Origin of the sequence: Haloarcula mannanilytica (assembly GCF_005406125.1) — an archaeon.
Classification (GTDB): Archaea; Halobacteriota; Halobacteria; order Halobacteriales; family Haloarculaceae; genus Haloarcula; species Haloarcula mannanilytica.
In genome coordinates, this window is record NZ_BIXZ01000001.1 from 1,026,134 (window position 1) to 1,046,441 (window position 20,308).

The 20,308-nt window shown below is 63.2% G+C and carries 18 protein-coding genes; 4 read left to right on the plus strand and 14 right to left on the minus strand.

Features of this window, described 5'->3' with window-relative positions:
- The first annotated feature begins 5 nt into the window (after nt 1-5).
- Nucleotides 6-419, plus strand: coding sequence for an Lrp/AsnC family transcriptional regulator (locus tag Harman_RS05210; RefSeq protein ID WP_137682735.1), 414 nt, complete (start codon nt 6-8; stop codon nt 417-419).
- A gap of 254 nt (nt 420-673) precedes the next feature.
- Here the strand turns inward: Harman_RS05210 and Harman_RS05215 are convergent, their stop codons facing one another.
- The 11 genes from Harman_RS05215 to Harman_RS05265 all read right to left on the minus strand — a co-directional run bounded on the left by Harman_RS05215 (nt 674) and on the right by Harman_RS05265 (nt 13,576).
- A complete protein-coding gene (locus tag Harman_RS05215; protein ID WP_137682736.1) occupies nt 674-1,300 on the minus strand; it encodes a hypothetical protein in 627 nt (208 codons plus the stop codon).
- A gap of 214 nt (nt 1,301-1,514) precedes the next feature.
- Nucleotides 1,515-4,538: a PAS domain S-box protein gene (locus tag Harman_RS05220; protein WP_137682737.1), complete on the minus strand. Its 3,024-nt coding sequence runs from the start codon at nt 4,536-4,538 to the stop codon at nt 1,515-1,517.
- A 111-nt stretch (nt 4,539-4,649) separates the two neighbouring features.
- Nucleotides 4,650-7,901, minus strand: a complete 3,252-nt coding sequence (gene carB, locus Harman_RS05225) for a carbamoyl-phosphate synthase large subunit (protein WP_137682738.1) — start codon at nt 7,899-7,901, stop codon at nt 4,650-4,652.
- A gap of 158 nt (nt 7,902-8,059) precedes the next feature.
- Nucleotides 8,060-8,290 carry a hypothetical protein gene (locus Harman_RS05230; RefSeq protein WP_137682739.1) on the minus strand — a complete coding sequence of 77 codons (231 nt, stop codon included), beginning with the start codon at nt 8,288-8,290 and terminating at the stop codon, nt 8,060-8,062.
- Nucleotides 8,291-8,337: 47 nt separating this feature from the next.
- Nucleotides 8,338-9,144 (minus strand): hypothetical protein, encoded by an 807-nt coding sequence (locus tag Harman_RS05235; protein WP_137682740.1) that lies wholly within the window; start codon nt 9,142-9,144, stop codon nt 8,338-8,340.
- 47 nt (nt 9,145-9,191) lie between these two features.
- Nucleotides 9,192-9,725 carry a DUF5815 family protein gene (locus tag Harman_RS05240; RefSeq protein ID WP_137682741.1) on the minus strand — a complete coding sequence of 178 codons (534 nt, stop codon included), beginning with the start codon at nt 9,723-9,725 and terminating at the stop codon, nt 9,192-9,194.
- Nucleotides 9,726-9,779: 54 nt separating this feature from the next.
- Nucleotides 9,780-10,556, minus strand: a complete 777-nt coding sequence (locus Harman_RS05245) for a DUF7847 domain-containing protein (protein ID WP_137682742.1) — start codon at nt 10,554-10,556, stop codon at nt 9,780-9,782.
- A 98-nt stretch (nt 10,557-10,654) separates the two neighbouring features.
- A complete protein-coding gene (locus Harman_RS05250; protein ID WP_137682743.1) occupies nt 10,655-11,503 on the minus strand; it encodes a hypothetical protein in 849 nt (282 codons plus the stop codon).
- Nucleotides 11,504-11,580: 77 nt separating this feature from the next.
- Entirely contained in the window at nt 11,581-11,997 is a 417-nt protein-coding gene (locus Harman_RS05255; protein ID WP_137682744.1) for a DUF7124 domain-containing protein, read from the minus strand.
- 52 nt (nt 11,998-12,049) lie between these two features.
- Entirely contained in the window at nt 12,050-12,280 is a 231-nt protein-coding gene (locus Harman_RS05260) for a hypothetical protein (protein ID WP_137682745.1), read from the minus strand.
- 45 nt (nt 12,281-12,325) lie between these two features.
- Nucleotides 12,326-13,576: an NAD(P)/FAD-dependent oxidoreductase gene (locus tag Harman_RS05265; RefSeq protein ID WP_137682746.1), complete on the minus strand. Its 1,251-nt coding sequence runs from the start codon at nt 13,574-13,576 to the stop codon at nt 12,326-12,328.
- 131 nt (nt 13,577-13,707) lie between these two features.
- Here Harman_RS05265 and Harman_RS05270 point away from each other — a divergent pair, with 131 nt between their 5' ends.
- Complete coding sequence (locus Harman_RS05270; protein WP_137682747.1) at nt 13,708-14,316, plus strand: DUF6149 family protein; 609 nt, start codon at nt 13,708-13,710, stop codon at nt 14,314-14,316.
- Nucleotides 14,317-14,354: 38 nt separating this feature from the next.
- On the opposite strand, the gene Harman_RS05275 is transcribed toward Harman_RS05270, so the two are convergent.
- Both Harman_RS05275 and Harman_RS05280 read right to left on the minus strand, forming a co-directional pair.
- The gene (locus Harman_RS05275; protein WP_137682748.1) at nt 14,355-15,713 is read right to left on the minus strand and encodes an NAD(P)/FAD-dependent oxidoreductase; all 1,359 of its coding nucleotides are present in this window, start codon (nt 15,711-15,713) and stop codon (nt 14,355-14,357) included.
- A gap of 11 nt (nt 15,714-15,724) precedes the next feature.
- A complete protein-coding gene (locus tag Harman_RS05280; protein ID WP_137682749.1) occupies nt 15,725-17,956 on the minus strand; it encodes a sensor histidine kinase in 2,232 nt (743 codons plus the stop codon).
- 123 nt (nt 17,957-18,079) lie between these two features.
- On the opposite strand from Harman_RS05280, the gene Harman_RS05285 reads away from it, so the two are divergent.
- Nucleotides 18,080-18,955, plus strand: coding sequence for a homoserine kinase (locus tag Harman_RS05285; RefSeq protein ID WP_137682750.1), 876 nt, complete (start codon nt 18,080-18,082; stop codon nt 18,953-18,955).
- A 62-nt stretch (nt 18,956-19,017) separates the two neighbouring features.
- Here Harman_RS05285 and Harman_RS05290 read toward each other — a convergent pair whose 3' ends face one another.
- The gene (locus Harman_RS05290; protein WP_137682751.1) at nt 19,018-19,470 is read right to left on the minus strand and encodes a peroxiredoxin; all 453 of its coding nucleotides are present in this window, start codon (nt 19,468-19,470) and stop codon (nt 19,018-19,020) included.
- 106 nt (nt 19,471-19,576) lie between these two features.
- Here Harman_RS05290 and Harman_RS05295 point away from each other — a divergent pair, with 106 nt between their 5' ends.
- Nucleotides 19,577-20,227, plus strand: coding sequence for an adenylate kinase (locus tag Harman_RS05295; protein WP_137682752.1), 651 nt, complete (start codon nt 19,577-19,579; stop codon nt 20,225-20,227).
- The last annotated feature ends 81 nt before the right edge of the window (nt 20,228-20,308 follow it).

The following is a 20,308-nucleotide window of genomic DNA, read 5'->3' on the forward strand; positions in this document are numbered from 1 at the left end:
TCTCGATGGACGACCTCGACAGGGAGATACTCTCGATACTCCGCCGGGACGCCCGAACGCCGTACACGGAAATCGCGGACCGGGTCGGTACGTCGGAAGGGACCGTACGAAACCGCGTCGAGCGGCTGGTCGACGACGGCGTCATCGAACGCTTTACCGTCGCGACGCGGACCGGCAACGTGAAAGCGATGATCGAGGTCAGCGTCGACGTGAACGTCGACACGGGCGAGGTGTCCGACCGCATCGCCGAGTGGCAGGAGGTCGATTTCGTCTGGCAGGTCTCCGGCGAGGAGGACATCGTCGTCGTCGTCGACGCCGCGGACACCGACGCCGTTAACGGACTCATCACCAAAGCGCGGGAGTTAGAAGAGGTCGTGGGGACGAAGACGAGGCTAATTCTGAACGAACGAGTTGGGTAACGCGTGGCGAGCCACGCGAGCCAACTCGATGAATCGGAATTCGCCGAGTGAGGTTGATTTTAAACGAGCGCGTCGGGTGACCAGCGAGGCCGCGACGCGGCCTCGATATACGAGCGGCGCAGCCACGAGTAGTAGCCCAGTTCGAGGCGAGCGAATAGGAATCGAGTGGCTCATAGTGATTCTTGTAGATTATTTCCGGATAGCGCCGCCCCCGGAGGACGGCGCGTCCCGGTAAATCGCTCCAAGAATCACTATCAGTCGCTGTCGTCGTCGATTGGCTGCCCGCGGTAGTATGTCGTCTGGTCGCTCTCCGTATCGTCGGTCGTGGTGTCTTGTGGCGCGACGGGTCGGCCGCGATACATGACCCGATTGGCGTTGTCGTCGCCGTCGATGGAGTCCGGACTCTCCTGTTGATGATTCTCGATGAACTCGGCGGCCGCCTTGAGGACCGATTTGTCGGTCTTGCGGTGGACCCAGCAGTGGTACATCTTCCGTGGAGTCCGGAGCGCGAGTCGGTGCGCACGGAACCCAGTCTTGGTGGTGACATCTGCAACCGACTCGTGTGGGACCTCGATGACCTCGTCGTCCTCGTCTTTCCCGATAAGACAGAGCGTCCGACGGCCAGTGATCAGAATGACTGTCCGGCGGTCCCCGACCGGCGAGTCGGTCTTGCGTTTCGTCCCGCGACCGACGCCGCGCTTCCCGTTTGTCAGGAGATACGCCGGTGCTTCCGCGCCGTCGAGGTAGGTCAGCGGTGGGTTGTTCAGCGGCGGCGACTCCGAGAATCGGCTCTCGTGCCCAGCGAGGACCGCCGTCGTAACCGAGTCACTGGGAGCCATCTCCGCGACCGTCTCCGCCCGGTCTGCGACGTTCTCTATCATCGGGCTCCCGAAAGAGCGACAGCGGTTGCAACGCGATGCATACTGGTAGTGCTACAGCCCCGAAAATGAGTGTTACGAACGTGCCATTATTGTCCCAGAACAGGACAGATAGTCACCAGATGGTGTTGATGGCCTGCATATAGCCGATATTTAGCCGGTGATAGTTCTGAGTTGGAAGTCAAAGCGGAGCTGTCAGTGGCGAGTGGCTACCACGTCAGAACACTTGCTTGACACCGGTGAACTCAAACCGTGCGCCGCCGTCGTCGCTCTCAGTCACGGACACGGACCAGTCGTGTGCCGCCGCGATCTCCTTGACGATAACGAGGCCGAACCCGGTGCCATCGTCAGAGGTGGTGTAGCCGCTTTCGAACACGCTCTCGCGTTTCTCCGGCGGAATCCCGGGACCGTCGTCGGCGACGTAAAAGCCCGAATCTCCGATATCGCCGACCTCCACAGTAACATCCGGGCCGCCGTGTGTCACGGCGTTGTTGATGAGGTTTTCGAGGAGTTGGCGGGTCCGACTCTCATCGGCGTAGATCGTGCTCTCGGTGGTGATTTCGAGGGTCGCGTCCGATGTCTCGACGGCGTACCAGCAGGACTGCACAGTCGATTCGAGGTCGAGCGGCTCCGTCTCCGAGACCGTCTCCCCCTCGCGGGCGAGGGTGAGCAGATCCTCGATGAGCTCTTTCATGCGATCGATTGCGCGATAGCAGCGGTCAAACTGCTCGTCGTCGCCGGTCTCTCTGGCGAGAGCGAGTGAGCCTTCGAGGACGCTGATCGGGTTCCGGAGGTCGTGACTGACGATGCTTGCGAACTCTTCGAGCCGGTCGTTTTGCCGCTCCAGTTCCTCGCGGTACTCGATGCGGTCGGAGATGTCCCGGGAGATGACGACGAGGCGGGTGATCTCCTCGTCGGCGAAGATCGGCGTTATCTGTGTCTCCCAGACGCCGGTGGTGTGGAACTCGTCGGTTTCCTCAAACGTAATGGTGCCGCCGTTGGCGACACACCGCTCGTAGTGAGCAGTTATTCGACTCCCAGTGTCCTGGCCGGCGGCCTCGGCCGGGGTCTGGCCGGCCACCGATTCGGTGCCGAGTCCGGTTCGCCGTTCGTAAGCCTGGTTCGTCCGGATATACCGGAAGGTCGGGTCCTCGGTCGACCCCTCAACGTCGACGAGCGCAATGGCGTCGTTCGTGTTCTCGAAGACCGCCTCGTACTCGTCGGTGAGCCGAGCCAGTTCCCGCTCGCGCCGTTTCTGCTCTGTGATATCGGTTGCGACGACACAGAGAGCGTACGGCTCGCCGTCCTCGTCGAGGATCGGCGTCTTTCGCGTCAGGTGCGTCCGCTCCGTCCCGGCAACGGGAATCACCTCCTCGACTTCGACAGTGTCTCTCGTTTCGAGGGCGCGCTGGTCGTCGGCGTAGGTCTGGTCCGCGATGTGCTCCGGAAAGAGGTCGTAATCCGTCAGCCCGACGACGGACTCGTCGGCGTCGAGTCCGAACATGTCACGGGCCGCGTCGTTGACGAAGAGGAACTGACTGTCAGTGTCTTTCATCAGGATGTACGTCGGTGCCGTGTCGAGAATGACCTGCAGTTTGCGGCTCGTGTCTTCGAGTTCCTGTTTCCGTTCTTTGTGTTCGGTCACGTCCTGATGAATCCCCACTGCACGGAGCGGGTCGCCGTTCTCGTCACGTTCGAACACCTTGCCGATGTCGCGGATCCACCGATACTCGCCAGTGGCCGTCTTGAGCCGGTGGTCGCATTCGTATGTCTCCGTCTCACCGTCGAGATGGGCGTTCAGCGCCTCGTAGGTCCGCTGCCGGTCTTCGGGGTGGATAAGGTCATCCCAGGTGTCTACCGTCGGGTCGAGTTCGTCGAGTGAGTAACCGAGCATGTTGGCCCATCGCTCGTCGAACGTGACTTCGTCCGTCTGGACGTTCCAGTCCCAGACGCCGAGTTCAGCGCTCTCAAGCGCAAGTTCGTGGCGCTCCGTGAGCGTTCGGAGTTCCCGCTCCCGGTCGAGTCTGGAAAGCGCCTCCTCGGTGTTGGCGGCGAGGGTTTGGAGCAGCGAGACCGACGCATCCTCGAACGCGGCGATGTCAGTCGAGGCGGCGGCCAGCACGCCGTGATCGCCGAGCGGCAGCAGAATCTCACTTCTGAGGGGCGTCTCGGGGTTGTACCGGTCCGGGTGGGTGGACACGTCATCGAAGACGCGCTGTTCGCCGGATTCGAACACCGTCCAGATGAGGCCGTCACCCGCGCTGAAGGTCGGAATATCACCAAGAGTCGCCCGTGCCTGGTGGGTCACTGCGCCCGGTCTGAGGCAGTCAGTCGACTCGTCGTACAAAAAGACACCGCTGATCGGAAACCCGAGCAGGTCGCGCGTGGTCTCGACGACAAGTCCAGCGACGGCCTCTCGCGACTCGGCGTTCATCAGTTCACGGGTCGTATCGTGGAGCGCTTCGATACGCTGCTGTCGCCGCTGCCGTGCAGTTATCTCCTGGAACTGCGAGAAAATCGCGACGGTCTCCCCCTCGTCTCGAATGATGCGGTTGTGCCACTCACAGACGATCTGTTCGCCGTCGCCGGTCTCGATATCGAGGACCGCGTTGTAGCCGCCGCTGTCGTCCTGCAGGGCCGTAATCGTCTCCTCGACCGTCTCCAGTTCCGACTCCGGGACAAGCGTGTCGAACCGCTTGCCGACGAGGTCCGCCTCCGAACGCCCCAGAATCGCCTCGCCTTTTTCATTGACCTGGACGATCTCGAAGTTCTCGTCCCATTCAATGACGCCGAGAGGTGACTTATCGATAAACAGCGAGAGCCGCTCCCGACTCGCTTCGAGCGCCCGGCGGGACCGGTACTGCTCGACCGCGTTGGTGATACGGTTTGCCAGCAGCGTGAACTGGTCGGTCCCCTGCTGTTTCTGGAGATAGTCGGTCACGCCGGCCGAAATCGCCTCGCTCGCTACTTCCTCGGAGCCTTTGCCGGTAAAGAGGATAAACGGCAGGTCATCATCGACCGTCCGGACGGACTCCAGAAACTCGATACCGTCTTTCTTCGGCATGTCGAAATCCGACACGACGCAGTCGACGGACTCATCGCTCAGCCGAGTGAGCCCTTCGTCCGCCGACAATGCCGTTGTCACGTCGAAGCAGTCGTCGAGACGAGCGAGAAACGCCGCCGTCATGGACGCGAATTCGGCGTCGTCGTCGACGTGTAAAACTCGCACGGCCTCAGCCATTGCTCATGTGTGAGCGTGTCGAATGAATAAGTATTTCTGTCCAGTTGATTGGCTGATAGGAATTCGTCCCGCTGTGGGTAGCCGCCCGAGCCGCTAAAAGAGATGACCGCCTTACTCAGCGCCCCACTCGCGCTGGGTCTTTGGCCGTTCGTCGATGGCCTGGACGGCGAGTGGCTGGTCGGCGGAGTTGATGGCTTCCAGCGCCGCCTCGGCGCTCTCGCGAGTCGAGAAATACGTGACCGTCTCCTCGACACAGGCTTCCAGCACGTCGCGGTCGCGGGAGACGACGAGGTCGACCTCGCCGCTCTGGATGGCGTCGATGATGGCCTCCGTGTCCTCGTAGTCGTCGAAGTCCTGTACGTCGAAGTGCTCCTCGAAGCCCAGAATCGGAAGGTCGACAATCGCAGTTCCTTCGAGGGGGATCGGCTTGCCGACGGCCATCTGGGCCTTCTGGTAGGCCTTGCCGAAGGAGCCGGCGGTGCCCATGACCTCACCGGTGGACTTCATCTCCGGGCCGAGACGTGGGTCCGAACCCGGCAGGCGGTCGAAGGGCAGCACGACCTCCTTGACCGACACCTGGTCGGGAATCTGCTCTTGTACGTCGAGGTCTTCGAGCGACGCCCCGGACATCACCTTCGCGGCAATTTTGGCAATCGGGACGCCGGCGGTCTTGGAGATGAACGGAACGGTACGCGAGGAGCGCGGGTTCGCTTCGAGGACGAACACCTCGCCGTCGCGGACCGCCAGTTGGACGTTCAGCAGGCCGACCGTATCCAGTGCGTCGGCGATGTCCTCGACGACCGCACGGATGCGGGGCATCACGTCCTTGATCTCCTGGGAGCGTGGCGGAATCATACACGCCGAGTCCCCGGAGTGGACGCCGGCCGTCTCGACGTGTTCCATGACACCGCCGATGAGCACGTCGTCCTCGTCAGCCACGGCGTCAACGTCCAGTTCGACGGCATCGGCGAGGAACTCGTCGACGAGAATCGGCTTGTCCGGGCTCACGCGGACGGCTTCCTCGATGTACGTTTCGAGGTCCTCGTCGTTGTACACCACGTCCATCGCGCGGCCGCCGAGCACGTAACTCGGACGCACGAGGACCGGGTAGCCGATGTCGTGGGCCAGGTCCAGGGCCTCCTCCTTGGATGTCGCGGAGCCGCCTTCGGCCTGTGAGATCCCGAGTTCGTCCATCAACTTGTTGAACCGGTCGCGGTCCTCCGCGAGGTCCATCGCGTCGACAGAGGTCCCCATGATCTCACAGTCGAGGTCGCGGCGTTGGAGTTCCTGTTCGAGCGGGTGGCCGATGTCGACGGAGGTCTGGCCGCCGAACTGGACCATCACGCCGTCAGCGTTGGTCGCCTCGATGACATCGGCGACTTCCTCGGCGGTGACCGGTTCGAAGAACAGCCCATCACTGGTGTCGTAGTCGGTCGACACCGTCTCGGGGTTGTTGTTGACGACGTGGGCGTCGATGCCCAGTTCCTCCAGCGCGCGGACGGCGTGGACCGAACAGTAGTCGAACTCCACGCCCTGCCCGATGCGGATTGGGCCGCCGCCGACGACGACGACGCTCTCGATGCCCGGGTCGATCTGGAGTTCGTTGCGGTCGATGCCCGAGACCGGATCCCGTGTCGAGTAGTAGTACGGCGTCGTCGCCTCGAACTCGCCGGCGCAGGTGTCGACCAGCTTGAAGTCGCGGTCGGTGGTGTCGGTCTCGACGGTGTCGACGGTGATACCGGAGCCGTCGGTGGCCGCTTCGACTTCCGGCTCGTCGCCGCCGTCGTCGCCGAGGTCTGCCGGGAGCCAGGAGACGTGCGTGTCGTTGAACTCGCCGCCGGCCAGCGCGGTGATTTCCTGGTCGGTGAAGCCGGCCTGTGCGGCGGTCTCGTAGTCGCCGTTCCGGGCGGCCTTGGCGGCGTCTGCGACTTCCTTGAACCGCTCGACGTACCACGCCTCGATATCCGTGATATCGACGACTTCTTCGACCGTGTAGCCGCGCGTGAACGCCTCGAACATCGCGTACGGGCGGTCAGGCGTCGCCTTTTCGAGGTACTCCGTTTCGAGTTCCGCGTCGTCGACCTCGTTGAAGTCAACAGCCGGGTTGTACTCGGAGGAGCGCAGCGCCTTCAGCAGGCTTTCAGGGAAGGTCCGACCGATGGACATCGCCTCGCCGGTGGATTTCATCGCCGTCGAGAGCTCGAACTCGGTGTCCTGGAACTTGTCGATGGGCCAGCGTGGCACCTTCGTCACGACGTAGTCGATGGCCGGCTCGAACGCCGCCGTCGTCTCGCCCGTGATTTCGTTGTCGATCTCGTGGAGGCGCTTGCCCATCGCCACCTTCGCCGTAACGCGGGCGATGGGGTAACCGGTCGCCTTCGAGGCCAGTGCCGAGGAGCGGGAGACGCGTGGATTGACTTCGACCACACGGTACTCACCGCCGGGCGTGCCGTCGTCGCGCCAGGCGTGCTGGATGTTACAGCCGCCCTCGATGCCGAGTTCGCGGATGACCTTCAGCGCGGAGTCGCGCATCTCCTGGTGGCCCTCGTCGGGGATGACCTGCGAGGGCGTGACGACGGTGGACTCGCCGGTGTGGATGCCCATCGGGTCGATGTTCTCCATGTTGCAGATGATGATACAGGAGTCGTCGGCGTCCCGCATCACCTCGTATTCGAGTTCGACCCAGCCCTCGATGGACTCGGTGATGAGCACCTCGTTGTTACGCGAGAGGCGCAGGCCCTTACGGACCCGCTCGATGAGTTCGTCCATCTCGTCGACGACGCCGGAGCCGGACCCACCCAACGTGTACGTCGTACGTGCGATGACGGGCAGCCCGCCGACTTCGTCGACGGCCGCCTCGACGCGGTCCACGAGCGACTCCTCGTCGAGGTCGGTGACCGACTCGCCCTCGTCGAGCGTGATGGTCGTCGAGCGCGCCACCGGCTCGCCGATGTCCTCCATCCGCTGTTTGAATAGGTCCCGATCCTCCGTCGCGTAGATGGTGTCCAGTGGCGTCCCCATCACGTCCACGTCGTACTCGTCGAGGATGCCCTCCTCTGCGAGTTCGGCCGTGACGTTGAGGCCGGTCTGGCCGCCCAGCCCGGCGATGACGCCGTCGGGGTTCTCCTTCCGGATGATCTCCGAGATGGCTTCAGTGTTGATGGGTTCGAGATACACCTTGTCGGCCATCTCCGGGTCGGTCATAATCGTCGCCGGGTTCGAGTTCACGAGCACGACGCGAGCACCTTCCTCCTGAAGGGCACGGCACGCCTGTGCGCCGGAGTAGTCGAACTCGGCCGCCTGTCCGATCTTGATCGGTCCGCTGCCGATGAGTAGGATTGTACGGTCCTCGTCCGCTGTCATTGTACGAGCGGAGTCTACACATCGTAATAAGCCCGGCGAAAGGATGCGAAGCTCGAAGCCAAATTTCGAATATCGTAATGCGAGGGCGTCACACGGTGGAAAGTCTCACCCGCTGGTCCCCGAACTGTCACTGTGACGGCAGCAGTGCTGCCGAACGGTCAGTTGTTTCGGTCGGGAACGCGATAGCGGTAGGGCTGGCCCTGAATGACCTCGACCTCGCCGGTCTGGGCACGACGACCGAGGACGGTCGCTACCCGATGGGCGCTCCCGAACTCCTCGTCGTGTTCTTCGAGCAAATCACAGATTTCGCTGGCCGTCAGTGTGCCGTCGGCGTCGGCTTCTTCGAGCACCGTCAGGATACGCTCGAACTCTCCCTCGCGCATAGCCATACACTGGTACAACACCGCATCAACCATATAACACCGTCAGACAGCAGTCAGACGGCGGATTTCGGCAAACCAACGGACGGCGTACCGGCAGTGCTGTCAGACAGCGCGGGGTCGCTGTCTGTCGCGTTCGACCAGCGCTTGCTGACCCACGCCGGCCGGGAGACGGTCGTATCGCCGATTGCGGAGTATCGAATTTCGTATCTGACCATGGCGTCCCTGGTGGGGTCCCAGTACGAGACTGTGAGCGACTGGACGAGGCCGTCCGGCCGGACATCGGCCCGAGCGCTGAAATTTTCGGCTGGTTCGAACGCCGCCGGTGGATCTGTGGCCGTGAGCGTCGTGGTACAGGTGTCGCAGTCGTCTCGCGGGCGGTCGACGCTGACATTCGTGGCCAGGTAGGCTTCGATGAGTCGAGCGGGATCCGGGTCGAGTACCCTGCTGACCGGAATCGGCTGTCGCGTCGCGGTCCAGGCTCGCTGCGTTCGCTCGTCGTAGATGTATCGGCGGTCCCCGTTGGTATACACCCGCTTGGTGTAGTTCTGGTCGACGATTTCGGTACGATATTCGTAGTTGTGCCTGTCTTCGACGACGACGGAGACGATCTGCGTGCCCCACTCAAGAGACAGTCTGATCCCCAGCACGTACGAGCGGTTCCGCGTCGCGCGCCGGTGTGCCGCCGCGAGTTCCCGTGCGTCGACAGTATCCCCAGTCACTGCCGCGTCGAGGCGGTCATCCTGGGCGTCCTCGGGGACCGGAACTGGCGTCACGGTCTGGCGGTCCGTCCCACCGAAGGCTCCACAACCGGCCAAAAGCAAGAGCACGAGCGTGAACAGGACCGCCGCGCGACCCGCCATACGTCACTGTGTGAGCTATACCCACAAAGTACTCAGGTCGCAGGCAGTCAGATTGCGGTGTCCGACCGCCCGTCGAAGTTCCGCTCCTCGCGGTACTGCTCGACGAACACGTCGACATCGAACTGCAGCATCTGTTCCTCGAACTCGGCCATCACGTCGTCGTCCTCGGCGTGGCTGATAGCGTGTTCCATCAGTTCCACGAGCAGTTCGACGACGATCTCGTGGAGGCGGCGGGAGTCGAAGTCGCTCACCCACGCCAGCGAGAAGCCGACCGACCCGTCCTCGCTGGTGTCGGCGGCGACGACCTCGTCCGGGAACTCCTCCATGACGACGCCCATCAGGTGGACCGTCGTGAACTCGTCGTAGTCGTCGTTGGTCTCGATGGTCGCGTGCAGCACTTCGGTAAGAAATTCCGGGACGAAGCGCGCCAGCGGGTGCGGGTCGAGCACGACGGCGTGTGTCTTCCCGCAGTCACACGCGAACTCCCGCATCCCCAGATGGAGGTCATGCGTGTCGACGCGTTCGCCACAGGGCAGTTCGAGTTCGGACTCGCGCCCGCCGGGCACGCGCGGTTCAGCCATTACCCGCGATTGGTCGCTCGCGTGGTTAAAGGCCGCGATACGAACCGCAGCGGCCTACAGTCCGCCGACAGACTCCGTCATGTGAGCACCGTTAGGCTCGGACTCAGTGGCCTGAAGGTACGCCATTGTCGTCACAGCAATCGAGAACACGCCGACAACGCTCGAAAGGACTGTCGAAACCGTCGTCGAAACCATCGCCGGCAGCGATATCGGAAGGAAGCCAAAGGCGGCACCGATAACGAGTCCGAGCACCCCGAGAACCACGAAGAGAACGGCTGCGGGAACGATGTTGTCGATGACGATACCGATACTGTTGCTGATGGACTCGATGACGCCGCTGTCGTTCAGTGCGATTTCCTGCCGGACGAAGAAAAACAGGAATGCGAGCAGTAGTCCGGGGATGATGAGCAGGATAATGCCGATGCCAACGGCAATGGCTGTCAGGATGCCGGCCGCAATCGCAACCGCGACAGTCTTGCCGAGTCGCCGACCGACGTTGTCCGGAATCGGGTCGCTGGTGTCACTGGCAAACGCCCGGATTGCGACGATGTTCAGCGCCTCGCTGACGACGAACAGAGCGAGTGCGCCGACAGCGGCCACGGCAACGGGTATTTCGAACGCCAGCGGCGCGGTTTCGCTCATCACTGTCTGGGCCTCTACGTCGCTCGGTAGGGACCCGATGAATAACTCTACGAGACCCTGGGACAACGATGTCCAGATGATGCCGTTGGCCAACCCGAGTACGATGAATGCGCCAGCAAACACCGCACCGCGTTCACTGAGAAACTCGTCGATACCGTCTTGGAAGGCACGGCCGATTTGGAGGGCCATAGACGCCAGCCCTCCCGGCTGGAATATAAAACTGAATGAATATTTCGCAGTGAACGAGGGCCCGACAGCAGTGGCCGGTAAGCAATCGGGACCGGTTCTCAGAAATCGTTGTCGTCCTGATCCGCCCGCACCTGGATGTAGGCATCGGTAATCACGGCGAGACTGAACGCCTGCACCGGCGCGTTCAGCACCATCGACGCGACCTGCAGGATCGACTGGGACGGCAGGTCGAACGTGCCGGGGAGGAACATCGACAGGACCGAGGCTGTCGAGGGAATCCCCGGAATGATACCGATAAGGAACAGCAGGAACAGGAGGACGATGATCTGTGCCGGGGCGTCCATGAACCGAGCCGCGCAGTGTTTGAGCGTCTCGACGTAGCCGCCGTCGTACAGGGCAATCGACTGGAGGAGATAAACGAAAACGAGGCCGAGAATCAAGGAGATGAGACCGCCAACGAGTCCGGCGAGGCCACCCAGCAGTGGCTGGCCGTTGAGATTCAATACCGTGGAACCAATCGAACCGGCGAACGTGAGAACCGCAACGCCGCCACCGAGGACGACAGCCATAACAGCTCTCTCAGAGGTATTCTTTTCCATAATCTCCGCCGGTTCGGCGAACAGCCGGATGCCCCAGAACTTGACGAGTTGCCCGACCACGAGGAACACCAGCGCCAGCACGAGGGCAATCGGCGCTGCGACATCGAGTGCGAACGGACCGGTGAAGTCCGCCATCGAAAATCCGGGTGTCCCTGCTCCGCCGGCCCCGCCCGGCCCGCCGGGACTACCTGCACCCATCAGTTCGTCGAACAGCACCCCGGTGAGCGAGGAATTTGCGACAGTGTTCCCGAGATTGTACAGGAGGAAGACGCCGGTAATCAGGAGTCCGTTTTCGCTGAGGAGGTCGTCGATACCACTACGCAGGGCGTCACCGATTTGGAGGGCCATACGTTCAATCGCTGCCCGGGAGAATATAAAACCAGTCGAATTGTTGTCACTCGTTCGCACGCGGGACGGAGCGCGCCCTATGGCCAGTCGTCGCGCTCGTCGTCATCTTCTGTCGGTGCGTCCGGGGCCTCGGGTTCGCCCAGTTCCCAGTCGGCCGCCTCAGCGGCCTGTTCGACCGGCAGGTACTCCCAGCCCGCCGTCTCGGCGAGGTCGGCGTCGTCGTCGTTCGCACCTACGAAGACGTGCCGGTCGGTGTCGAACTGCTCTTTGACGTTTTCGAGGCTCTCCTCGCGGCCGCGCGGGCCGGAGAAGAAGTCTTGCCGGATTCGATGTTTCCGGGTGAAGTTCGTCACGACGTAGGTGGGCTGTTCGGAGATGACGCCGACGTACTCCGACCACTGGCGCGCGTCGTTGAACACGCTGTCCGGATAGGCCAGTTGCTTGAGAGCGTCGAGGTCGAACGCGAGGGTCATATCGCCGCTGCCGCCATCCATACGCAACTCTCCGCTTTAGGCCGAAAAAAGAGCGTCGTTCTTCCGCTGGCAGTCACCGCTCGCGGTGCCGGTCCTGTTCGGCGAGGCGCTCGGCTTCGTCCTGTATTGCAGCCACCTCGCTGGCCGCCTGTGCGTCGCTCTGGCCGTGGCTGTAGTTGACCGACGAATCGAGCAGCGATCCGGCGAAGACACCGCTGTCGTCCGACCCGTCAGTTTCGACCGCTGACTCGTCCGCGTCGGCCCCGGTGAGCCAGGTAAGGACGCGGGAGACGACGTTACGCATACGCGTGGGTACGTCCGCAGCGCGTAAAAAGATCGGTGGCGACGGTTATTCGGCTGGTGCGGGCGTCTGGGCCTTCACTTCTTCGAGGTCGACTTCCTTCTCCAGCAGGAGCTCTTTTTTGTCCGCGACCTTGCGCTCTTCGCGGATGAGCTGTTTGAACGCCGACTGCTGTGAGAGGTCGCCGATCAGCACGCCGCCGACGAGCTGTCCGTCCTCGAAGGCGAGGCGTCGCCATTCGCTGTCGGAGTACTTCCGCTCTGCCTCGTCGTCGCCACGGGTCGGGTGACCAAAGGAGAGGAACGGGAAGTCAAAGTGCGTGATGGAGTACGAGGAGACCCAGCGGAACTCCTCTGCCTCGGCGTCTTCGACCATGTTCGTGCCGGCGACCGAGCCCTGCTCCTTGGCCGAGCCCCACGCGCCGTTTTGCGCCTGGGAGTCGAGGATGGTGTCGTAGAACTGGGTGAGGTCGCCCGCGGCGTAGATGTCCTCGACGTTGGTCTGCATGTACTCGTCGACGACGACGCCGTCGTCGAGTTCCAGGCCGGTTCCGTTGAGGAACTCGGTGTTGAAATCGAGACCGATAGCGACGCCGGCCCACTCGCCGTCGTAGTGGTTGCCGTCGGGGTCGACCGCGCCGGTGACGTGGCCGTCGTCGTCGACTTCGAAGTGGTCGACGCCGGACTCGAAGACGGGTTCGACGCCGTTCTCTTCGAGTGCCTCGTGGATGATCTCCGCGCCGTCCTCCGAGAGCGCGTAGCGCCACCAGCGGTTGCCACGCATCAGGTACTTCGCGTCGATGCCCTGGGCAGCACACACCGCGGCGAGGTCGATACCGAGCAGCCCCGCCCCGACGATGATACCCTGGTCAGCTTCTTCAGCGTGCTCGCGGATGCCACGCGCGTCCTGGAACGTCCAGAAGTGGTGGATACCGTCGGCGTCGCTGTTCTCGACTGGGACCTGTGCCGGTGTCCCGCCCGTGGCCACCAGCAGTTTGTCGTACTCGTAGGTGTCACCCTCGTGCGTGTGGATCTCGTGGGCGTCAGGGTCGATATCCGTGACGTGGGTGTTCAACTGGAGGTCGATGTCGCGCTCGTCGTACCACTCCGGCTCGTGGATCGAGATCGGCGCTTCCGGCAGTTTCCCCTTGGCGAACTCTTTGATCAGGATCCGGTTGTACAGTGCCTCCCCCTCGTCGGTCAGAACCGTGACCGACGCGTCCGGGTCCGCTTCCCGGATTGTCTCGGCTGCGGACGCACCCGCAATGCCGTCACCGATTATCACGTGCGACGTGCTCATGTACGGCCGATACGAAATCGGGCTTAATGTGGATTGCTATCTGCGTATCGTTTGCGATAGCCCGCTGAATCGGACGGAAGACGCCGGTAGTCGGGGATTTGAAGGCGCTGGGACCCGTATCCGGGAGTGACATGAAAATCTACCAGAACCCGCGCCACTGGGCGAGCAAGAAGGCGCTGACCACACCCGGCGTCCGGTCGCTGGCCAACTACGGGCTGGTGAAACTCCACACCAAGATCTTCCTCGGGAAGGCCGACGAGGCTCACCGGGAGGTGCGCCGCGACCACCTCGATGACTTCTTCGACGCCACGATGGACACCTACGTGGCCGCGCTGCAGGCCGACTACTCGGAAGCCGAGGCCCGGGAGATCACCCACATCCAGGCGAACTTCGACTTCTACAACCACGGCTGGACGGAGATGATGGAGTTCCCGGCCGACGAACTCGAAGCCCACTACGAGCGGTACGCGGACTTTTTCGACGCCCACGACATTACCATCGACGACCCCCTCGGAACGTTCCGCCCGGCCGACGGCGTCGCCGACGCCCCGTCAACGCCGGAGAAACTGGACGAGCCGGAACACCCCCACGCCGTCGGTGGCTTCGCCGACGACGTGTACGTCGAAACCGAAGACGGCGAGATGATCGTCGGTGGCGGCCGCGAGGAACCGGACGATGTGAGCCCGACTGACGCGCCGGTCGTCGACGAGGATGACGTGGAAAGCGCGGCCGGCGACTGAACCGAGGGCGATTACAGGATTTCTTCGGCAGGACGCTCTCAGCGCTGGGCTTCCGAAAGCGGCGAATCGTCGTCCGTCGTCGCTGCCGGTCCGCTTGCGATTCGGTCGGCACACTCGAACCCGGCGACGATCCCGCCGTTGAGCGAGCGCTCCGGGTACTGGGCGCGTGAGGCCATGCCGGCGTAGTAGAGACCGTCGGCGACGGCGTCACCAAGGTCGTAGGGAATGACCATCTCCAGATAGCCGCGTTCGTAGACCGGAGCTGTCCGGGGGTTTCGACCCGTCCGAATCCAGTTGACGGCGTCGCGGTCGAACTCGGGAAAGAGCGATTCGATGCCCTGCAGCCACGTCTCGGCGACCTCGTCGTCGCTCTGTTGCCAGACAGCTTCGGATTCGTCCTGGATGTATCGCGCGACGTACAGCAGGTGTTCGCCGCCATAGCGCTCGGCGGAAACGAAGTTCGTGTGTTCGATGAGCGCGCCGAAGGGGGCGTCGTCGGCGATGTTCAGCCAGTACGTATCGAGCAGAGATTCGTCCATGCTGATGACCGAACACACCGTCCCTTGGAAATCGATCTCGCAGGTGTAGCCGGTCAGCTCCTCCAGGACGTTGGGCATCGTCGCGACGACGACGCCGTCGACCTCGTGGACCGTCGTCTCGGTGCCGTCGGTGGCCGTCAGCGACGAGACGGCCCCGCCGCTCGTATCGAGGTCAGTCACACGCGTGCCCGTGGCGATGTTGTCACGGCCCACGGCGTCGACCAGCGCGTCAAGCAACCGGCCGAAGCCGCCGTCGAAGTAACCCAGAATCTCGCCGTTCAGGATGTCCCGCTCGCCGCGGAACTTGACCCGCCCGAGCAGCCACGCGGCGCTCACGTCGGCTTTCCGGTCGCCGAACTTCGCGTCCAGTAGCGGCTCGAAGAAGTTCTCGTAGACCCCTCTGGTGGTGTGTTCGACGACGAACTCCTCGATGGGCACATCCTCGAAGTCCTCCAAGCGTTCGTAGGTGTCGAATTTTGGGATGCCGCCGCGAACGTCGATATCGAGGACGAGCATCCCCAGCCGGAACGTGTCGTACAGCGAGAGATGCGGGTACGAGAGGATTTCCCAGGGCTTGTCCATCGGGTGAACGACGCCGTCGACGTAGTAGGCGTTCTTGCCGATATGCCACTCGACGGCGTCACCGAGGCCCAGTTCCTCGGCGAGGTCGACGATGGTCTCCTCGGATTTCGAGAGATGGTGATAGAACTTCTCGATGGGGTCCCCGGCCGTCTCGTAGGTCGCTGCCAGGCCGCCGAGGTCCTCGCTCGCTTCGAAGACACGGACCTCGTGGCCGCGTTGCTGGAGCCGGTACGCTGCCGAGAGGCCGGCGATACCGCCACCGACGACGCCAATCATACCCCGACCTATCAGTGGTTGTGGGATTTAGCTTGCGCTTCGGTCGCCGTCCCGTCGTCGCTATCACGATGGGATTCGTAATCCGGTCCTTCAGCCCCCGGCACCCGCTGGAATTCGAGGATTGCGACGGTCCCCGTCGGATGGTTGTCCTCGAACCAGAGCGTGCCGCCGTACAGGTCCATCATGACCGAGACGAAGTACAGCCCGAAGCCGCCAGCGGTCTGGTCGGGCGAGAGCCCGCGCTCGAACACCGTCGTCTTCAGTTCGTCGCTCATCCCGGGGCCGTCGTCGGCGATGCGGACCTGTAGCCAGTCGCTAGCCTGCTGGACTGACACCGTCACCTGCGGGGTGTCGGCGCTGTTGTGGTCAATCGCGTTCCGGAGAATACTCAGAAGAACTTCCTCCAGGAGCTCGTTCGCCTGCACGCAGTAGTCGCCGCCCAGTTCGCAGTCGACCGATACCGAGTCGTACTCGACCCGGAGCGCCTGGATGGAGCGCCGGATCGTCGCGTTAAGATCGATCGCGTCCAACCGCTCCGTTTCGCTTGCCGTCACAGTGTTGTTGATATCACGGATCGTCTCGCTCATGTCCGTGAGCTTCCCGCACCAGTCGCTGATGCTGTCGAGATGCCGCTGTTTCGACGGCGGCACGTCGTCTCTAATGTGTTCGGCGCGGCCGCGGATGACGACCATGGCGTTGTGCAGCGAGTGCCTGAGGACGCCGTTGAAGAACTCGATCTGCTCGCGGCGTCGTTTGACCGACCCGCGGCTCTGGCGGAGTTCGCGCTCGCGCTCGACCTGATCGAGGGCGACCTGCGTGGTCTGTGCGAGAATCGCGGCGTATCGCCTGTCTTCAGTAGCGAAGGTGGTGTCGTGTGACGCAATCGCCATCACGCCGTAGTCGCCAAGCGGCAGCATCAACGCGTTATCAAGCGGGTCGAGTCCGTCCTGATCGAGCGAGACATTCTGTATCTCGCCGGTTTCGTAGGTCCGCCAGAGGTTACTCTCGGGGTCGTCAGTCGGCGAACCGTACAGCAGTTCCTCCTCGACGTGTTTCTGGATCGAGTCGCTGATAACAGTCGGTTCGAGAACGTTGTCGTCTTCTAAGAACACGCCCGCCGCGTTCTGGTCGAGGACGGCCGTCGCGAACTCGACGGCCATTTCAGCGACCGCCTCGGCGGTTTCGGCCTCGATGAACTGCTGGGTCGCGGCCTGGAGCGCTTCGAGGCGGTCCTGCCGGCGCTGCTGTCCGGTCACATCCCTGAGGACGACGAGTCGCCCGCGTTCCGTCCCGAACTGGTCGGTGAGGCTCGTCGTCTGTGGGTTGTAGTACGTAAGCGAATCCCCAAAGGAAAACACCTCACCGCGCTCGATGTGATCGGAGAGGCCCGAAACGAGGTCATCGAGGTGTTCGCCGCTCGGGTCCGGATGGTCCAGCGCAGTCGCCGCCGCGGCGTTGTAATCGATGACGGTACAGTCCGCACCAACTGCCACCACCGGGTCGGGGAGGTTGTCGACGAGGGTGTCACCCGACAGCGCCGTCACGGACAGCGACTCGTCCCGGAACAGGACCCAGCCGACGAGTATCGCGTTGAGTGAGAACGCCACCGGCGTGAAATCGATGGCCGGATGCGGCGTGTAGCCGGCGTCGTACAGCACGGCGACGAGTATCGGCAGGCCGGTTCCGATAACGATTGCCGCGGTCTGCCGGCGGTAGACGTTCCGCGACCGGAACAGGAACTCGACGAGGAGGGCGTAGCCAACCAGTAACAGCCAGTAATTGACGGCGAGGAAAACTGCGTACGCGGGACCGCGCATGATGACGAACAGTGTCGTTCCGGTCTGCGTAACGGGAAGCGCCGTCACCTCGACGAGACCGTGTATCTGCTTGGTCAGCAGTAATAGCGCGTCGGCGTTCACCACGAAAAACAGCGGCACGAGACGGGAGGGGCGGAGCCAGGACCGTCGCCCGGTGTAGGCGAGCGCGAAGACGACCCAGAGGCCGATGACCTGCACCGTGGCGAACCGCTCCAGCAGGTACGCCGTCTCGGCGGCGGCAGGGCCTGTGACCACCAGTCGCCATATCGAGACAGCACACCAGCAGCTCCCGGCCAGCGCGAGCCAGCCGTACTGGCGAGCGCCGGGGACATCCCGGTTTCTGGCGGCGACAATTGCAATCGCGAGACCGACGAGTGCCCCACCCGTGTTCCCCAGGATGGCGACCGTGGCGATGTCGACATCCATATCGATACCTACTCGAAGGTCATGTTTCCCTGTCTTATGCCTTTGGGCCGCGTTCTCAGTACTGGGAAAAAGTTCCAGTATCGGTTCGCTACCTTTTTGACGACACTGCTGAAATTCGCAGGCATGCTGACAGTCCGGGCGCCGGCTACCAGTGCGAACCTCGGGAGCGGCTTCGACGTGTTCGGCGTCGCACTGGAGCGTCCGGCCGACGTTGTCCGTCTGGAGAAGGCCGACCGAGTCACCATCGAAATGACCGGCGCTGGCAGCCAGTACATCCCGGAAGATCCCGACAAGAACACCGTGGGTGCGGTCGCCGATGCGCTCAACGCCCCGGCCCGCATCCAGATCGACAAGGGCGTCCGCCCTGCGTCGGGGCTTGGCTCCTCTGCAGCCAGTGCCGCTGCGGCGGCCGTCGGACTGAATGAACTGTACGACCGAGGCTACTCCCGGGAGGAACTGGTTCCCATCGCCGCCAAAGGCGAAGCCGTCGTCTCCGGCGACGCCCACGACGACAACGTCGCGCCCTCCATCCTGGGCGGATTCACCATCGCCACCGAGAAGGGCGTCACGCAGGTCGACGCCGATATCCCGCTCGTGGCCTGCCTCCCAGACATCGTCGTTTCGACGCGGGACGCGCGCAACGTCGTCCCCGAGACTGCCCGCGTCGACCAGATGATAGAGACGGTGGGTAACGCGGCGGCGCTGACGACGGGGATGCACCGCGACGACCCCGAACTCGTCGGCCAGGGGATGCACGACACCGTCGTGACGCCGGCCCGCGCGAAACTCATCGACGGCTACAAACAGGTCCGTGACGCCGCCCTGGCGGCTGGTGCGACCGGCGTCACCATCTCCGGGGCCGGCCCGACGGTTATCGCCGCCTGCGCCGAGGAGGACCGCCGGCGGATTGCGAGTACGATGCTCGACGCCTTCGGCGAGCGCGGCGTCGACGCCCGCGTGTACCAGACCCGAATCGGCGGCGGTGCAGAAGTGTTCTAGGTTGGGTGGCGGTACTGCTATTTCCGCCGTGTATCACGAAGTGACAATCTGGTCGAAACCCACTAGCCACCCTGCACGTACTCGTTGCGCACGTCGTGAAGCACTTCCGCAGCGTGGCCCTCGGGGTCCGAGAGGTCCGGGTCGTAAACGGACTTGACTTCGCCGTCGGCCAGCACGAACGTCCGGCGGTCCGTGCGGCCGCCGCTGGTATCCAGGCCGAACGCTTCGGCGACGGTTCCGTCGGGGTCGGCCAACAGGTCATACAGCAGCCCTTCCTCCTCGGCGAACTCGTCGTGGGTCGCCACGTCGTCCATCGAGACGCCGTAGACGGTGATGCCGCCTTCGCGGAACTGCGGGAGGTGCTCCTGAAAATCGCGGGCCTCGATGGTACAGCCACCGGTGAAATCTTCGGGGTAGAAGTACACGACTGTCGGCTCCTCAAAGTCCGGTGAGACGGTTTCGCCGAACTGGTTCTGTGCGCTGATGTCGGGCGCGGGCGCTCCGGGTTCGAGCATTACGCTCGGATACGCTCGGGAGGCCTACACACCTTTGGGTGGCGGCAGGGCGGCCCGCCGGCAGGATTTGGATAACCATTTAACGGACCCCTTAGAAACCGTGCCTATGTCGAATCCGCGAATCCTGATTCTCGGGCCGCCGGGAGCCGGCAAAGGAACCCAGAGCGCGAACCTCGCCGACGAGTACGGCGTCGAACACGTCACGACCGGGGACGCGCTCCGGGCGAACAAGGACATGGACATCAGCGACATGGACACCGAGTACGACACGCCACGGGAGTACATGGAAGCGGGCGATCTCGTGCCGGACGCGGTGGTCAACGCCATCGTCGACGAGGCGCTGTCCCAGGCCGACGGGTTCGTCCTCGACGGCTACCCGCGCAATCTCGACCAGGCCGAGGAACTGGCGGGGATGACCGACCTCGACGTGATCCTCTCGCTCGACGTTTCCCGTGAGGAACTGGTCGACCGGCTCACGGGCCGGCGGGTCTGTGACGACTGCGGGACAAACTACCACGTCGAGTTCAACCAACCCGAAGAGGAAGGCGTCTGTGACGAGTGCGGCGGGGATCTCATCCAGCGCGACGACGACAACGAGGAGTCCGTCCGCAACCGACTGGACGTATTCGACGATAACACCGCACCGGTCATCGACCACTACGAAGGCCACGACGGTTTCGTCGCCATCGACGGCGAGCAGACGCCCGACGAGGTCTGGAGCGACATCCAGGCCGCCGTCGACGAGCAGACACCCTGAGCGGGTCCCGAACCCCCGTCTGAAGCTGCGGCCGCCGAGACAGACAGAGTAAAACGTTGATATGCCGTCGCACCTCAATCA

Excerpts from the sequence above, each read along its gene's own strand:
- Harman_RS05210 (WP_137682735.1), top strand. The coding sequence starts at position 6 with ATGGACGACCTCGACAGGGAGATACTCTCGATACTCCGCCGGGACGCC.
- Harman_RS05215 (WP_137682736.1), bottom strand. The coding sequence starts at position 1,300 with ATGATAGAGAACGTCGCAGACCGGGCGGAGACGGTCGCGGAGATGGCT.
- Harman_RS05220 (WP_137682737.1), bottom strand. The coding sequence starts at position 4,538 with ATGGCTGAGGCCGTGCGAGTTTTACACGTCGACGACGACGCCGAATTC.
- carB (WP_137682738.1), bottom strand. The coding sequence starts at position 7,901 with ATGACAGCGGACGAGGACCGTACAATCCTACTCATCGGCAGCGGACCG.
- Harman_RS05230 (WP_137682739.1), bottom strand. The coding sequence starts at position 8,290 with ATGGCTATGCGCGAGGGAGAGTTCGAGCGTATCCTGACGGTGCTCGAA.
- Harman_RS05235 (WP_137682740.1), bottom strand. The coding sequence starts at position 9,144 with ATGGCGGGTCGCGCGGCGGTCCTGTTCACGCTCGTGCTCTTGCTTTTG.
- Harman_RS05240 (WP_137682741.1), bottom strand. The coding sequence starts at position 9,725 with ATGGCTGAACCGCGCGTGCCCGGCGGGCGCGAGTCCGAACTCGAACTG.
- Harman_RS05245 (WP_137682742.1), bottom strand. The coding sequence starts at position 10,556 with ATGGCCCTCCAAATCGGCCGTGCCTTCCAAGACGGTATCGACGAGTTT.
- Harman_RS05250 (WP_137682743.1), bottom strand. The coding sequence starts at position 11,503 with ATGGCCCTCCAAATCGGTGACGCCCTGCGTAGTGGTATCGACGACCTC.
- Harman_RS05255 (WP_137682744.1), bottom strand. The coding sequence starts at position 11,997 with ATGGATGGCGGCAGCGGCGATATGACCCTCGCGTTCGACCTCGACGCT.
- Harman_RS05260 (WP_137682745.1), bottom strand. The coding sequence starts at position 12,280 with ATGCGTAACGTCGTCTCCCGCGTCCTTACCTGGCTCACCGGGGCCGAC.
- Harman_RS05265 (WP_137682746.1), bottom strand. The coding sequence starts at position 13,576 with ATGAGCACGTCGCACGTGATAATCGGTGACGGCATTGCGGGTGCGTCC.
- Harman_RS05270 (WP_137682747.1), top strand. The coding sequence starts at position 13,708 with ATGAAAATCTACCAGAACCCGCGCCACTGGGCGAGCAAGAAGGCGCTG.
- Harman_RS05275 (WP_137682748.1), bottom strand. The coding sequence starts at position 15,713 with ATGATTGGCGTCGTCGGTGGCGGTATCGCCGGCCTCTCGGCAGCGTAC.
- Harman_RS05280 (WP_137682749.1), bottom strand. The coding sequence starts at position 17,956 with ATGGATGTCGACATCGCCACGGTCGCCATCCTGGGGAACACGGGTGGG.
- Harman_RS05285 (WP_137682750.1), top strand. The coding sequence starts at position 18,080 with ATGCTGACAGTCCGGGCGCCGGCTACCAGTGCGAACCTCGGGAGCGGC.
- Harman_RS05290 (WP_137682751.1), bottom strand. The coding sequence starts at position 19,470 with ATGCTCGAACCCGGAGCGCCCGCGCCCGACATCAGCGCACAGAACCAG.
- Harman_RS05295 (WP_137682752.1), top strand. The coding sequence starts at position 19,577 with ATGTCGAATCCGCGAATCCTGATTCTCGGGCCGCCGGGAGCCGGCAAA.